Origin of the sequence: Cyanobium sp. CH-040 (assembly GCF_024346135.1) — a bacterium.
Taxonomy (GTDB): domain Bacteria; phylum Cyanobacteriota; class Cyanobacteriia; order PCC-6307; family Cyanobiaceae; genus NIES-981.
The window spans coordinates 16,508-29,551 of record NZ_JAGQCJ010000021.1 but is presented as its reverse complement, the minus strand read 5'-3'; the positions used below and the strand labels follow the sequence as shown (position 1 = coordinate 29,551).

Below are 13,044 nucleotides of genomic sequence, written 5' to 3'. Positions count from 1 at the left end.
CCGCAAGATGAAGGATGCCGCCATCTCCATCGCCAACGACCGCAACGGCATCACCCCCGGCGACTGCTCCGCTCTGATGAGCGAGATCGGCACCTACTTCGATCGCGCCGCCGCCGCCGTCGGCTGAATCCCTCAGGACCTCCGTTCCTGATCTTTCGGTTCAACCCCTTCTCTCATCCCAATGAAGACCCCCCTCACCGAAGCCGTCGCCGCCGCTGATTCCCAGGGCCGCTTCCTCTCCAACACCGAGCTGAACGCCGCCTTCGGTCGTTTCGAGCGCGCCAAGAACGCCCTCGAGGCCGCCAAGGTGCTCACCGCCAAGGCTGACGAGCTGGTGAACGGCGCTGCCCAGGCCGTCTACAACAAGTTCCCCTACACCACCCAGATGCAGGGGTCCAACTACGCCTCCGACTCCCGCGGCAAGGCCAAGTGCGCCCGTGACATCGGTTACTACCTGCGCATGGTCACCTACTGCCTCGTGGCAGGTGGCACCGGCCCCATGGACGAGTACCTGATCGCCGGTCTCGACGAGATCAACCGCGCCTTCGAACTCTCCCCCTCCTGGTACGTCGAGGCCCTCAACTACATCAAGGCCAACCACGGCATCTCCGGTGACCCCGGTGTGATCGCCAACAACTACATCGACTACGCCATCTCCGCTCTCGTCTGATCCCTCCCCAGGTTTCAGACCCCTCCTCTGGGCCTCCCTTCCGGGAGGCCCTTTTTCTTTGACACCCTCTTCTTGCCCTCCGCGCCATGCCGGCCCATGGATGGTTCCGTAATCTGCACATGATCCACCGGCAGCCATGGCGGGTCCATCCAGCACCAGCAGCGACGTGAGCCCCGCCGTCGAGCAGGCCGGCGCACCCATCAGCGAGGCCGAGGCCATCGAACGCCTGCGGCAGAACGAGGACCCCTCCCAGCAGTATTACGGGGCCTGGTGGCTCGGGCGCATGCGCAGCCAGCATCCCGAAGCGGTTCCCCTGCTGCGGCTTGCCCTGCGCCAGCGCCGTCCACGCGACCTCGGCGCCGGGGTTGAGGAGAACGCCGTGGCCCGCAACGCCGCCCGGGCCCTGGGCAAGCTGGCGCCGCTGGCCCTGGAGGCGGTGAACGACCTGCTGGAGGTGCTGGAGGACCCCGATGACGGCCTGCGCGAAGCGGCCGCCCGGGCCCTGGGGGAGCTGCGGGCCGAGGAGGCGGTGGAGCCGATCTGCCGGCGCCTGGCCAGCGGACCGCAGCAGGCGGGAGCCCAGCGCCCCGGCACCCCGCGGCTGATGGAACCCTGCGAAGCTCTGCTGGAGGCTCTCGGGGACATCGGCATGGCCAGCGAACCGGTGCTGGCGGTGGTGGAACCCTTCGTGGACCACGAGCGGCCGCTGATCCGCAGCGCCGCCGCCCGCGCCCTGCTGCAGCTCAGCGGCGAGGAGCGCTGGGGGACTGTGCTGGTGGAGCTGCTGGAGCACCCCCAGCTGCAGGTGCGCCGCGCCGCCCTGATGGATCTGGGAGCGGCGGGCTGGCGACCCGCCCTCGAGCCGATCTGCCGCACCCTGGCGGAGAACAGCCTCAAGCTGATGGCCCTGCGGGGGCTGGTGGAGCAGGGCAGCGGCGAGCCCGGGGAGCCCGCCCTGCTGGCCTGCATGGACGAGCTGCTGTGAGGGCCATGGGAGAACGGTCGGCAGCGGTGGGGCATCCCGTGGACCTGGAGGCCCTTGTGGCGGCCGTGCGCAGCGCCGACAGCTCCGCGGCGTTGGTGTCCGCCGCACGGAGCCTGGCAGCCAGCGGCGAGCCCGCCGCCGCCCCGGTGCTGGTGGAGGTGCTCGGCTTCAACAACCCCGGAGCCGCCGTGGCCGCCGTGGACGGGCTGATCCGGCTGCAGGGCGCGGCGGTGGAGCCCCTGCTGCGGCTCGATCCCCAGAACTACGGCGCCCGTGCCTGGGCCGTGCGTGCCCTGGCCGGCATCGGCGATGTACGGGGGCTGACGCTGCTGGTGGATGCCCTCGGCAGTGATGTGGCGGCCAGTGTGCGCCGCGCCGCCGCCAAAGGACTGGGAGGCCTGCGGCTGCAGCACCTGGAACCGTCGCAGCGGCTGGACATCCAGGCGTGCTGCCTGGAGGCGCTGCTGGCGGCCACCGACGATGGCGAGTGGGTGGTGCGCTACGCGGTGGCCGTGGCCCTGGAATCGCTTGCCCGGGGCCTGGATGGCGGCGGTGAATCCCTGCAGCAACCGTTGCTGCAGGGCCTGCGCAGCCTCAGCGCCGCAGCGGCTGGCAATCCACCGGTGGTGCAGCTGCGCGCCCGCCTGGCCCTCGCCGGTCTTGATCCCTGCGCAGTCGAGCCATGAGACGTTCCACCACGCGGGTGCTGTTCGTCTGCCTCGGCAACATCTGCCGCTCCCCCGCCGCCGAGGGGGTGTTCCTGCAGCGCCTGGCACAGGCTGGCCTGCAGGAGCGCTACGCGGTGGATTCGGCCGGCACCGGCGGCTGGCATGTGGGCAAACCGGCCGATGCACGCATGCGCAGCGCGGCTGCCCGGCGCGGCATCCAGCTGCTGAGCAGGGCCCGTCAGCTGGAGCCCGCCGATCTGGCCCGGTTCGACCACATCCTCACCATGGATGCCGACAACCTGGCGGCGGTGGAAGCGATGGCCCGCCGCTGGCCACAGCAGCAGCGCAGGGCCGTGGTGGAACCACTGGTGCACTACTGCCGTCGCCGCAGAGCCAGCGAAGTGCCCGATCCCTACTACGGCGGGGAGGAGGGCTTCGAAGAGGTGCTGGATCTGCTCGAAGATGCCTGTGACGGCCTGCTGACGACGCTGGAGCAGGGCGGAATCCAGCGAGGCTGACCGGCTCAGGCGGGGCCGGGATCCGGCCAGGCCTCCTCGGGCACGCGCTGACGGAACAGGTCCACCAGGGCCTGGATCACCGCCTCGATCGTCATGCCGTCGGTCACCAGCTCCTCGGCATCGGCGGCCTGCACCAGGGGCGCCACCTCCCGGGTGGAGTCGAGGTGATCCCGCTCGGCGATCTGCGCCTCCAGCTCCGCCAGCGGCGGCACCGGAAAGCCCCGCTGCTCGAGGTCGCTGGCGCGGCGCCGGGCCCGTTCGGCCACCGTGGCGGTGAGGAACACCTTGAGCTCGGCGTCAGGGAACACGGCCGTGCCGATGTCACGCCCCTCCGCCACCAGCCCGCCCCGCTGGCCCATGGAGCGCTGCTGGGCGGTGAGCGCCTCCCGCACACAACCGTGGGCCGCCACCTGCGACACCTGGGCGGTGACCTGGGGCCCGCGGATCGCCTCGCTCACCTCATGGCCATTGATGCGCACCCGGGGCTCACCAACGCGGTCCACCACCAGCTGCAGATCCAGACCCTCCAGACAGCGGCCCACGGCTGCCGCATCTGCCGGATCCACCCCCTGGTGCCGCACCCACCAGGTCACCGCCCGGTACATCGCCCCGGTGTCGAGGTAGAGCAGCCCCAGACGCCTGGCCAGGGCCCGGGTCACGGTGCTCTTGCCGGCTCCGGCCGGTCCATCGATGGCAACGATCGGCGAGCGGCTCATCAGAAAGGTGTGATCGATCAGGCGACTGGGGCCGCAGCGGATGGCCGCCGCCAGCACACACAAGCCCCGGGGGTGGGTCAGCGGCGCCAGGCTATGGGCGGCCACGAGCTGGGCATACTCCACCACAGCGCCGGCCCCCTCCAGCTCCTGGCGCAGGCGGGTCGCCGGATCGTCGAGCCGAGCGGACGGCTGATCGGCGCCTGGCTCCCGGGTCAGGGACGCGCGGATGGCACGCAGTGCGGCCGGCAGCACGGCGGCCTGCCGGCGCTCCCCAGAGGTCAGGTAGCTGTTGCGCGAACTGCAGGCCAGCCCATCCGCCTCCCGCACGGTGGGACAGCCCTCCACGACCGTCGCCAGCCCCAGGTCGGCGAGCACCCGGCGGAGGATCACCAGCTGCTGCCAGTCCTTCTCCCCGAGCAGCAGACGCTGGGGCCGCACCAGGGCCAGCAGGCGCACCACCACGGTGGCCACCCCTTCGAAATGGCCCGGCCGCCCTGGAGCGCAGAGGCTGCGCAGCAGGGCGGCCGGGGGCTGGATGCGGGTGAGGGCGTCCTCCCCGCCAGGCTGGATCTCCGCCACCGCCGGAGCGAACAGAGCCTGGGCACCGCCGCCGCCGGCCAGACCGGCATCGGCATCGAGATCCCGGGGGTAGCGCTGGAAATCCTCCTGGGGGCCGAACTGGAGTGGATTCACGTAGACGCTCACCAGCACGACCGGCCGGCCCCCCCCACGCGGCTCGGCCGCACGCCGGATCAGCGACAGGTGTCCGGCATGCAGGGCCCCCATCGTGGGCACGAAATGCACCGGACCGCGCTGGGCCCGGCGCCAGGCCAGCAGGTCGCTGCGGGTGCGGAGCAGCTGCATCGCGGTCATGGCGCTGGAACGGCGGCGGACGGACATCAAAAAGCCCACCCGCACAAGGAGCGGATGGGCTGAGGGAGCTCCTTCACGACTGCGTGGAGCCTGACGGAGAGCGGACGCTGCCGATCAGCGGAGCACTTCCAGGCGGACAGGGGCCAGACCGCTCGACACCAAGCCGAGCTCCTGGGCGGCCCCATGGGCGAGATCGATCACACGGCCGCCGCTGAAGGGTCCGCGGTCGTTGATGCGCACCACGGTGCTGCGGCCGTTGTGGAGGTTGGTGACGCGCACGCGGGTGCCGAAGGGCAGGGTGCGGTGGGCGGCCGTGAGCGTGCCGGGGCGGAACACCTCACCGTTGGCGGTGCGGTTGCCGAAGAAGCCGGGGCCGTACCAGCTGGCGGTGCCCTGGCTGACGTTGATCACCTCGGGCGCCGAAGCCATCAGGGTGACGGGAGCGATGGGCAGAGCCTCCATCTGGAAGGAGGGGGAAGCCTCGATCTGCCGCAGGGCCATGGGCGCTGGTGACAGCGTGGAGGTCCCGGCGCTGGCAGGGGCGGCGGTGCCCAGAACAGCGGCGGCGCCGGAGATCATGAGGGCGGTGGCCCTGAGTGAAACGGTGCGTCGCATAACGGACGAAACTCCTCTACGAGACAGAACTCCCCATGGACGGGGAAGCGGGTGTTTCGAAAATCACTGCATTCCGGACCCCCTGGGAATCGGAGCCGGCAGATGCCGGGATTCAGAGACCAGGGCTGAACCGGAAGTGATCCGGAGCTCCTCATCAATCGGAGAACGGATGAAAGGTAGAGGCAACGTCCAGCACTGTTCCATCACCAACCCGCAGCAGGGAACTGATCAGAATTCATGATCAGTAGTGATATCGCCGGCCCCTACAGGGCTGATCAAGGCCCAGCAAGTCTTCGGGCGATCAGTGATCCAAATAGCTGAGATAAGGGCAGCTCATTGAACCGTGTGCCAATCGCAGCACCGTCCACCTGCCAGGGGCCGGTCCCGTCGGAGGATCACCGCAGTGTTCCGTGCCGCCCAGGGGATCAGCCATGGACTACCGCAGTGCCGGCGTGGATGTGATGGCCGGACGCGCCTTCGTGGAGCGCATCCGCAGCAGCGTTGAATCCACCCGGCGACCGGAGGTGATCGGCGGGCTGGGGGGCTTCGGGGGCTTCTGCCGGCTGCCGGACGGCCTGCGCCAGCCACTGCTGGTGGCGGGCAGCGACGGCGTCGGCACCAAGCTCGAACTGGCCCAGGCCCATGGACGCCACCACGACGTGGGCATCGATCTGGTGGCCATGTGCGTGAACGATGTGATCACCAGCGGCGCCGAGCCCCTCTTCTTTCTCGACTACATCGCCACCGGCAAGCTCAGCCCGGAAGCCCTTGCGGCCGTGGTGGAGGGCATCGCCGACGGCTGCAGGCAGAGCGGCTGCGCGCTGCTGGGCGGAGAGACCGCCGAAATGCCGGGCTTCTACGGCCCCGGCCGCTACGACCTGGCGGGGTTCTGTGTGGCCGTGGTGGAGGCCGATGCGGTGGTGGATGGTCGCCACGTCCGGCCCGGGGACAAGATCCTCGCCGTGGCCAGCAGCGGCGTGCACAGCAACGGCTTCAGCCTCGTGCGCCGCATCCTCGTGGAGGAGGAGCGCAGGCACGGCAGCTTCGCCGCCGATGCCCCGCTGCCCGGGGACCGGCGCCCGCTCATCGAGGCACTGCTCGCACCGACCCGGCTGTACACGGCGCTGGTGAAGGCCCTGCGCCAGGCCGCCATCCCCGTGGCTGGCATGGCCCACATCACCGGCGGCGGCCTGCCGGAGAACCTGCCCCGCTGCCTGCCTCCGGGAGTCCATGGCGCCATCGACCCCGGCAGCTGGCACCGGCCCGCCCTGTTCCGCTGGCTGCAGGAGGCCGGCCAGGTGCCCGAAGCGGACCTCTGGAACACCTTCAACCTCGGCGTGGGCTTCTGCCTGGTGCTGCCCGCCGCAGCCGTTGACCCCGCCCTGGCGGTGTGCCGGCAGACCGGCTACGAGGCCTGGATCCTGGGCGACGTGTGCGAGGGGGACGCCCCCGCCGGAGCCGCACTGGCGGGTTTGCCGGCCTGAAGCTCCGGGGATCGATGCCTAGGGTGCCGCAGGAGCCGCACCCTGCCGTGGCTCTGGATCCTGCCCAGTTCCGGCGAGACCGGATCCAATCCAGACGTCGATGTCCCTGTCGAGGAGTACCTGCATGCTCAATACCCGCTCCCAGAGTCCCTTTCTGGCCGGTCAGCGCGTGACCCGTCGGCGCAGCTCGGCCGGTCCGGTGGCGCCGATCCGCCCCCAGCGGCCCCGCGGCGAACTCAACCGGACGCCTCGTGCCACCTACCTCACCCTGCGTGATCACGGCAAGGTGTACCTGGCCGACCTGCCCCGCCTCTCGGATGGTCAGCTGATGACCCTGGAGCGGGAAGCCCGGGAGATGCTCGACAGCCTGAGCCGCCGGCTGGCGGAGGCCGGGGACGGCAACCTGATCGGAACCCTGGATCACGACACCCGCATCCGCGCCGCCACCAAGCGGGACGTCACCGAACGCTTCATCCGCGCCATCGAGGAGGAGCAGCAGTGGCGCCGCAGCAACCCGGCCCTGCAGGCCGCGGCGGATGAATCCCTGGCCCGGGCCTTCCTGGAACTGGCGCGGCACCGCCTGCCTGGTGCCACCTTCGAATCCCTGCTGCAGGAAGCACTCTCAGCCTGCGGCCGCAGCGAGCAAGCCGCTGCTGGCGAGGCCACCGGCACGGACGACAGCGCAGAAGCCGACGCGGCCGGGAGCAACGCTGCGCCTGCCCCCCTGCGCAGACCCCAGGCACTGCCGGTGGTGCTCACGCCTTCGGCTACGGCTGCGGCCTCCTGAACCGCGGCGGCAGTTCTCAGGATCAGGCGCTCTGGAAGGGATTGGCCGGCATGCGCCGGGGGAGCGCCAGGGCGATGGCGTCCAGATCCCGGCGGTCTTCGGGGCTGAGCTGCCAGCGCAGCGCTTCGGCCGCCGTCTCGGCCTGGGCCACGCTGCGCAGGCCGACGATCGGCATGGCGCCATGGGCCCTGCACCAGTTCAGGGCCACCGCCGCCAGGGGGGCCCGATGGGCTGCGGCGATCACGGCCAGCCGCTGCAGCAGGGGGGTCAGCTGGGGTTCCAGGCGGCGGAACAGGGCAGCCCGCGGCCCCTGGGGCATCGGCCGGGATTCACCGCCGCTGCGCGCCAGCAGGCCCAGGGCCAGCGGGCTGTAGGCGATCAGCTCCACGCCCAGCTCCCGGCACACCGCTGCCACCCCGCCGGGCGCGATCGGCCCCGGGGAGAGCAGCGACAGCTGCACCTGCAGGCTGCTGAGCCGCACCCCACGGCCGGCCAGGTGGTGCACCACCTGGCGCAGCCGCCGCGGCCCCATGTTCGACACCCCCAGCTCCGCCACCTCCCCGGCGAGCACCAGATCGGCCAGCCCATCCAGCAGGGGCCCCTCCTGCCAGGGGGCATAGCGGGCGGTGCTCCAGTGCAGCTGCACCCGCTGCAGATGGCCGTTCAGACGTCGGCGGGAGGCCTCGAAGGCGCGTCGGTATCCCCGCCGCCCCAGCCGCCAGGGGAAGGGGGCCAGCTTGGTGGCCACCTGCACCCGCTGTCCCTGATCCGGCCCCAGCGCCGAGCAGAAGCGACCCAGGAGCAGTTCACTGCGGCCGGTCCAGCGGCCGGTGCCGTAGGAATCGGCGCTGTCGAAGAACGTCAGCCCGAGATCCAGCGCCCGCCGGAAGGTGGCCTCCAGCTCGGCATCCCTGGCCGGGTCGTAGCCCCAGAGAAAGCGGTTGCCCCAGGCCCAGGTGCCCACCCCGATGGCGGCCGACGGCACCGGAACACTGCTGGGATCGGCCATGGTGAGCTGAACAGCCTGCAGCACCCCCGCCACTATGGGCGACATCCTCTCTGCGCCGGCCGCGTCCGCCTGCACGCCATCCCCCGCCCCCGAACCGTGTTCCTCCCCCTCCGCGCAGCAGCCCCAGGGCGCCGGCGAACCGGTGCTCTGCCGGCACTGCGGCCGCACGGCCAGCAACGGCATCAGCTGCCAGGGGTTCTGCGTGGCCGATTCCGGCTACTGATCCCGGCGGCAGCCGCCGCCCTGGCGCTGGCAGGGATGGCCGCAGGGCTGCTGGCCGGCGGCGCCTCCAGGGCGGCGGATTTCGGCCGCTGGCAGACCAGCCCCAGCCGCTGTCAGTGGCTGCGGGGCCCATCCCGGCTCTGGTTCGACTGCCAGGGGCTGCGGCTGGAGCAGAACCTGGAGGGGCTGCTGAGCGTGCGCTTCCTGGCCGATGGCCAGCGGGAACCGATCGCGCTGGAGCACCTCGTGTTCGCCGGTGCCCTGGAGCAGGGGCAGGTGGCGATGCACTGCAACCGGGAAGGGAGCTGCCAGCCACGCTGGCCCGCACGCCTCACCGTGGCCACCGTGGCCGCCGCCAGCTTCGATCAGCGCGGACTGGCCCTGGGGGTGCCCCGCACCCGGCTGGCGCGGGGCCATTGCCAGCTGGAGCGCGGTCTGGTGCGCTGCCAGGCCTGGGGGCGGAACGGGGAACGCTGGATGGCTGAAGCCAGCCTCTGACGATCCCGGCCGGAACCTGACCTGGCGTTGATCCCTGACGGGCGGGGACCGTCAGAACCGATCGCTGCAGGCGGATCGCTCAAGACGGATCACTGAAGAGCCATCACCGAAGAGCCATCACTGAACTGCCATTGCTGAAGACCCATCTCTGAAGAGGAATCGCAGCAGCGAAGATCTTCAGAAAGGCGGCACCCAGATTCGAACTGGGGATAAAGGATTTGCAATCCTCTGCCTTACCACTTGGCCATGCCGCCGGCCGGGGGATCAAACTCCCGAAGCGGATCGTATCAGCCATGGCATGTCCCCCCCGCTGCTGGTTCTGAGCAACGGCCACGGGGAGGATGTGATCGCCCTGCAGCTGATCGCGGCGCTGCAGCGCCGTCGTCCCGATCAGCAGGTGCAGGTGCTGCCCCTGGTGGGCGAGGGCCGTGTCTTCGGCGACGCCGAGCGCGCCGGCCTGCTGCGGCTGGTGGGGCCGAGGCAGCCGCTGCCCAGCGGCGGGTTCAGCTCCCAGAGCCTGCAGGGCATGGCTGCCGACCTGGCGGCGGGGCTGGCCCTGCTCAGCTGGCGGCAGTGGCGCTGGGTGCGGCGCTGGGGGGCCAGCGGAAGGCCGGTGCTGGCGGTGGGCGATCTGCTGCCCCTGCTGCTGGCCTGGGGCAGCGGCGCTCCGTTCGCCTTTCTGGGCACCCCCAAGAGCGACTTCACCTGGATGTCGGCAGCGCCGACCGGCTGGGGCGGCACGCCGCTCGCCGATGGCTACCACCGCTGCAAGGGCAGCGAGTGGGATCCCTGGGAATGGGCCCTCATGCGCAGTCGCCGCTGCCGGCTGGTGGCCCTGCGCGACACGCTCACCGCCCGGGGGCTGCGGCGCAGGGCGGTGCCTGCCGTGGCGGTGGGCAATCCCATGGGCGACGCGCTGCAGGTCACCGCCCCGCCCGCCTGGCTGCGGCACCAGCGCCGGCTGGTGCTGCTGCCGGGCAGCCGGCTGCCGGAAGCCCTCGGCAATGCCCACCGGCTGCTGGAGGCCCTGCTCCGCTGGCTGCCCCGGCAGCCCACCACCGTGCTGCTGGCCTGCGGCAGCAGGCCGGATCGGGAGGACTGGGACAAGTTGCTCGGCGGCCAGGGCTGGCGGAGCGAGCCGCCGGGTGCAGCTGCCGCGGCCTGCGGAGCGGCGGCGGCCTGGCGGCAGGGCCTGGTGACGCTCGTGCTGGGACCGGGACGGTTCGAGACCTGGGCGGCCTGGGCCGAGGTGGGACTGGCCACGGCCGGCACCGCCACCGAGCAGCTGGTGGGTCTGGGGATCCCGGCACTGTCCCTGCCCGGCCCCGGCCCCCAGTTCAAGGCCGGGTTCGCCCGGCGGCAGAGCCGCCTGCTGGGCGGCGCGGTGCTGCCCTGCCGCGACCCTGCCGAGCTGGCGGCCCGGCTCACCCGCCTGCTCGAGGAGCCTGAGCTGCGTCGACGGCTGGGTGCCATCGGACGCCGCCGCATGGGACCGGCGGGAGGCAGTGACCGGCTGGCCGGTCTGCTGGAGGAACGGCTGCTCGTCCAACCGTCCTCCACGGCCCGCCGGCTGGGATGATGGGGAGGTTCTCCCGGATTGGTCCTGCCATGGCCGGCATCTCCGACCGGGCCTACAGCACCACCTGCGGACGGCTGGCCAGCCTGCTGGGCGTGAGCCTGGCCTCGGCCCGCCGCCGGGTGGAGATCCGCGCCGCCCAGGCCGGGATCCGCGATGGGGCCGGCAAGCTGGCCCTGGCGGAAAGCCTGGTGGCCGAACTGGAGATTGACGCCAGCGACCACCAGGGCCTGCTCACCGCGCAGCTCGGGGCACTGGAGAGCGAAGCCAACTTCATGGTCGAGGACTGAGCCTTCAGTCCTCAGCGGTTGCCGGCGACGGTCAGCGGTTGCCGCCGGTGGAATGCTCGAACAGGAGGTGGAAGCGGTTGCGGTCGAGCTCCGCCATCACCGGGATGCAGCCGAAGCAGCGCTGGGCCAGATCCCAGCGTTCCTCCCGCCGCAGCATGGTTTCCAGACGATCCCGGGCCGGCAGCAGGAAGCGCACATCACCCGCCGCGTAGGCCAGCTGGGCCTCGCTGAGGTCTTCCACCCGGCCCCAGTCGGAACTCTGGGCCTGCTTGTCGAGTTCGATGCCCACCAGCTCCTGCACCACCTCCTTGAGCCCGTGCCGGGGGCTGTAGGTGCGGGCCAGCCGGCTGGCCACCTTCGTGCAGAAGATCGGGTTCACGGTGATGGCGAGGTTCTCGGCGAGGGCGGCCACATCGAAGCGGGCGAAGTGAAACACCTTCTCGATGGCGGGGTTCTCCATCAGGGCCCGCAGCCGCGGCGCCGCATGCTGGCCGCGGCTCAGGCGGATGCAGCAGACGTTGTCGCTGTCGTCGCAGATCTGAACCAGGCAGAGGCGATCGCGGCCGTGGATGAGGCCCATCGCCTCGGTGTCCACCGCCAGGGCCCGCGTCCCCGCGTAGAGCGCCTGCCACTCCCCATCGAGGTCGCCGTCGAAGACGGCGAAACGGGCCGGGGCGGGCAGGTTGCTGCTGGGGGCGGCGGTCATCGGCGGGGTGCTGAGGTTCGATCCCCCATGCTGACAAGCCGTGCCCAGGGCCCAGCGGCGGCGGATCCGGCGCCGGATCCAGCAGAATCGGTGCATGCCCGCCACCGGCTCCACCCTGCTGCTCACCCTGCTGCTGGCCATCGGGCTGGTGTTCTTCCTGCGCGCCGCCAGCAAGGACCGCACCACCACCGTGGAAGTGCGCAGTTCGCGCCCGCCGCTGGAGGTGCTGCCGACGCTGAGCGCCTGGCTGGAGCAGCGGGGCTGGCAGGCGGAGGCCTCGAACCCGGAACGGCGCAGTCTGCGCTTCCGCGGCACGGTGCGTTCCAGTCCTGCGCTGGCCGTGCTGCTCTCCCTGCTCGGCAGCCTCGGCGCCGGCTGCCTCGGCCTGGTGCTGCGTGAGCTCCAGCCCGGCCTTCGCTGGTGGCCCCTGCTGCTGGCCCTGCTCGGCCCCCTCGCCGGTGTGCTCTATCGCCGGCGGGCGGCTCGCGACGAGACCGTGGAGCTGCGCTTGATCAGCCACGATCAGGCCACCGGCAGCGCCCTGCGGCTGCGGGCGCACCGCGACGAACTGATTGCCCTGGAACAGGACCTCGGGCCGAGACTGGGCCTGTACAACGACGCCAACCTGCTGAGCTCGCCTCTATGAGTGGACCGCGGCGCTGGCCCCTGCTTCTCGCCCTGCTCTGTCTGGTGGCATCCCTGGTGGTGGGCCTCGATGTCAGCGCTCAGGCCCCCGGTGTGGCCTGGCTGGATCCCCTCACCGGTCCCCGCAGCCGCCTGAGCGACCGCAAGGACTGGCTGGGGCGCCGGACCCTGCCCGAAAGCGTGGAGATCCTGCTGCTCGCGGGCCATGCCGATTCCCAGAACATGGCCGGCGCCGGCACCCCCGGTGAGGCCGTGGCCCTGAGGGGAGCTCCGGCGATGCAGCCCGGCATGCGCGATGAGCTGTACTGGAACCTGCTCACCGCTCAGGCGGTGGAGTCCCTCGGCCGCGAGCGCGGCCTGGCGATCCGCTTCTACGACCCGCCGCAGCGCACCATCCACGACGGCGATGACCCGCGCACCAACTGGAGCGTGGGCAAGGCCCATGCCCGCGCCGGTGGCTATGCCCTCGAGATCCACTACGACGCCTACGGCCCCGATGGGGTGGGCTCGGGTCTGATCCCGCCCCTGCACAGCCCCCCCAGTCGCGTCGACGAGAGCCTGGCCCAGGCCTTCGGCTCCTATCCCCTGCTCTACCGCGACGGGTTGGGGGCCCCACGCCGGGGGATCGCCATGCTCGAGATCGGCAAGCTGGAGGGAACCCTGGAGGCGGCCCTCCGCGACCCGAGGCGAAGGCAGGCCACGATCAACGCCATCGCCACCCGGGTCGTGGACGCCATCGAGACGGGTCTGGGCCGGACTCCCGGCGGCCTGCCCGCCTGAGG

General features: G+C 71.5%; 15 protein-coding genes, 1 tRNA gene and 1 pseudogene. 12 read left to right on the top strand and 5 right to left on the bottom strand.

The window, feature by feature from the left end; genetic code table 11:
- The 5 genes and pseudogenes from KBY90_RS14320 to KBY90_RS14300 form a co-directional block, all read left to right on the top strand.
- Positions 1-127: pseudogene (locus tag KBY90_RS14320) on the top strand (phycocyanin subunit beta); the annotation flags it as partial.
- Between the two features lie 54 nt (positions 128-181).
- The gene (cpcA, locus tag KBY90_RS14315; protein WP_254969333.1) at positions 182-670 is read left to right on the top strand and encodes a phycocyanin subunit alpha; all 489 of its coding nucleotides are present in this window, start codon (positions 182-184) and stop codon (positions 668-670) included.
- Positions 671-806: 136 nt separating this feature from the next.
- Positions 807-1,655 (top strand): HEAT repeat domain-containing protein, encoded by an 849-nt coding sequence (locus KBY90_RS14310; RefSeq protein ID WP_254969332.1) that lies wholly within the window; start codon positions 807-809, stop codon positions 1,653-1,655.
- Between the two features lie 5 nt (positions 1,656-1,660).
- Positions 1,661-2,341 carry a HEAT repeat domain-containing protein gene (locus KBY90_RS14305; protein WP_254969331.1) on the top strand — a complete coding sequence of 227 codons (681 nt, stop codon included), beginning with the start codon at positions 1,661-1,663 and terminating at the stop codon, positions 2,339-2,341.
- Complete coding sequence (locus tag KBY90_RS14300; RefSeq protein WP_254969330.1) at positions 2,338-2,841, top strand: low molecular weight protein-tyrosine-phosphatase; 504 nt, start codon at positions 2,338-2,340, stop codon at positions 2,839-2,841. Before KBY90_RS14305 ends, KBY90_RS14300 begins: the two co-directional genes overlap by 4 nt.
- A gap of 5 nt (positions 2,842-2,846) precedes the next feature.
- On the opposite strand, the gene KBY90_RS14295 is transcribed toward KBY90_RS14300, so the two are convergent.
- A complete protein-coding gene (locus tag KBY90_RS14295; RefSeq protein WP_254969339.1) occupies positions 2,847-4,421 on the bottom strand; it encodes a bifunctional pantoate--beta-alanine ligase/(d)CMP kinase in 1,575 nt (524 codons plus the stop codon).
- A 123-nt stretch (positions 4,422-4,544) separates the two neighbouring features.
- Positions 4,545-5,045, bottom strand: coding sequence for a septal ring lytic transglycosylase RlpA family protein (locus tag KBY90_RS14290; protein ID WP_254969329.1), 501 nt, complete (start codon positions 5,043-5,045; stop codon positions 4,545-4,547).
- A 431-nt stretch (positions 5,046-5,476) separates the two neighbouring features.
- On the opposite strand from KBY90_RS14290, the gene purM reads away from it, so the two are divergent.
- Positions 5,477-6,529, top strand: a complete 1,053-nt coding sequence (gene purM, locus KBY90_RS14285) for a phosphoribosylformylglycinamidine cyclo-ligase (protein ID WP_254969328.1) — start codon at positions 5,477-5,479, stop codon at positions 6,527-6,529.
- 124 nt (positions 6,530-6,653) lie between these two features.
- The gene (locus KBY90_RS14280) at positions 6,654-7,316 is read left to right on the top strand and encodes a hypothetical protein (RefSeq protein WP_254969327.1); all 663 of its coding nucleotides are present in this window, start codon (positions 6,654-6,656) and stop codon (positions 7,314-7,316) included.
- Between the two features lie 22 nt (positions 7,317-7,338).
- Here KBY90_RS14280 and KBY90_RS14275 read toward each other — a convergent pair whose 3' ends face one another.
- Entirely contained in the window at positions 7,339-8,325 is a 987-nt protein-coding gene (locus tag KBY90_RS14275; protein ID WP_254969326.1) for an aldo/keto reductase, read from the bottom strand.
- Positions 8,326-8,583: 258 nt separating this feature from the next.
- On the opposite strand from KBY90_RS14275, the gene KBY90_RS14265 reads away from it, so the two are divergent.
- On the top strand, positions 8,584-9,045 hold the full coding sequence (locus KBY90_RS14265; RefSeq protein WP_254969324.1) for a hypothetical protein: 462 nt from the start codon (positions 8,584-8,586) through the stop codon (positions 9,043-9,045).
- Positions 9,046-9,228: 183 nt separating this feature from the next.
- Here KBY90_RS14265 and KBY90_RS14260 read toward each other — a convergent pair.
- Positions 9,229-9,299: transfer RNA gene (locus tag KBY90_RS14260), tRNA-Cys, on the bottom strand.
- A gap of 44 nt (positions 9,300-9,343) precedes the next feature.
- Between KBY90_RS14260 and KBY90_RS14255 the strand changes: the two genes are divergently transcribed.
- On the top strand, positions 9,344-10,624 hold the full coding sequence (locus tag KBY90_RS14255) for a lipid-A-disaccharide synthase-related protein (RefSeq protein ID WP_254969323.1): 1,281 nt from the start codon (positions 9,344-9,346) through the stop codon (positions 10,622-10,624).
- 29 nt (positions 10,625-10,653) lie between these two features.
- Positions 10,654-10,911, top strand: coding sequence for a hypothetical protein (locus KBY90_RS14250; protein ID WP_254969322.1), 258 nt, complete (start codon positions 10,654-10,656; stop codon positions 10,909-10,911).
- A 31-nt stretch (positions 10,912-10,942) separates the two neighbouring features.
- On the opposite strand, the gene KBY90_RS14245 is transcribed toward KBY90_RS14250, so the two are convergent.
- Positions 10,943-11,617: a ribonuclease D gene (locus tag KBY90_RS14245; RefSeq protein WP_254969321.1), complete on the bottom strand. Its 675-nt coding sequence runs from the start codon at positions 11,615-11,617 to the stop codon at positions 10,943-10,945.
- 94 nt (positions 11,618-11,711) lie between these two features.
- On the opposite strand from KBY90_RS14245, the gene KBY90_RS14240 reads away from it, so the two are divergent.
- Both KBY90_RS14240 and KBY90_RS14235 read left to right on the top strand, forming a co-directional pair.
- On the top strand, positions 11,712-12,263 hold the full coding sequence (locus KBY90_RS14240; protein WP_254969320.1) for a cofactor assembly of complex C subunit B: 552 nt from the start codon (positions 11,712-11,714) through the stop codon (positions 12,261-12,263).
- Positions 12,260-13,042, top strand: coding sequence for a dehydrogenase (locus KBY90_RS14235; protein WP_254969319.1), 783 nt, complete (start codon positions 12,260-12,262; stop codon positions 13,040-13,042). The genes KBY90_RS14240 and KBY90_RS14235 overlap by 4 nt, the downstream gene beginning before the upstream one ends.
- The last annotated feature ends 2 nt before the right edge of the window (positions 13,043-13,044 follow it).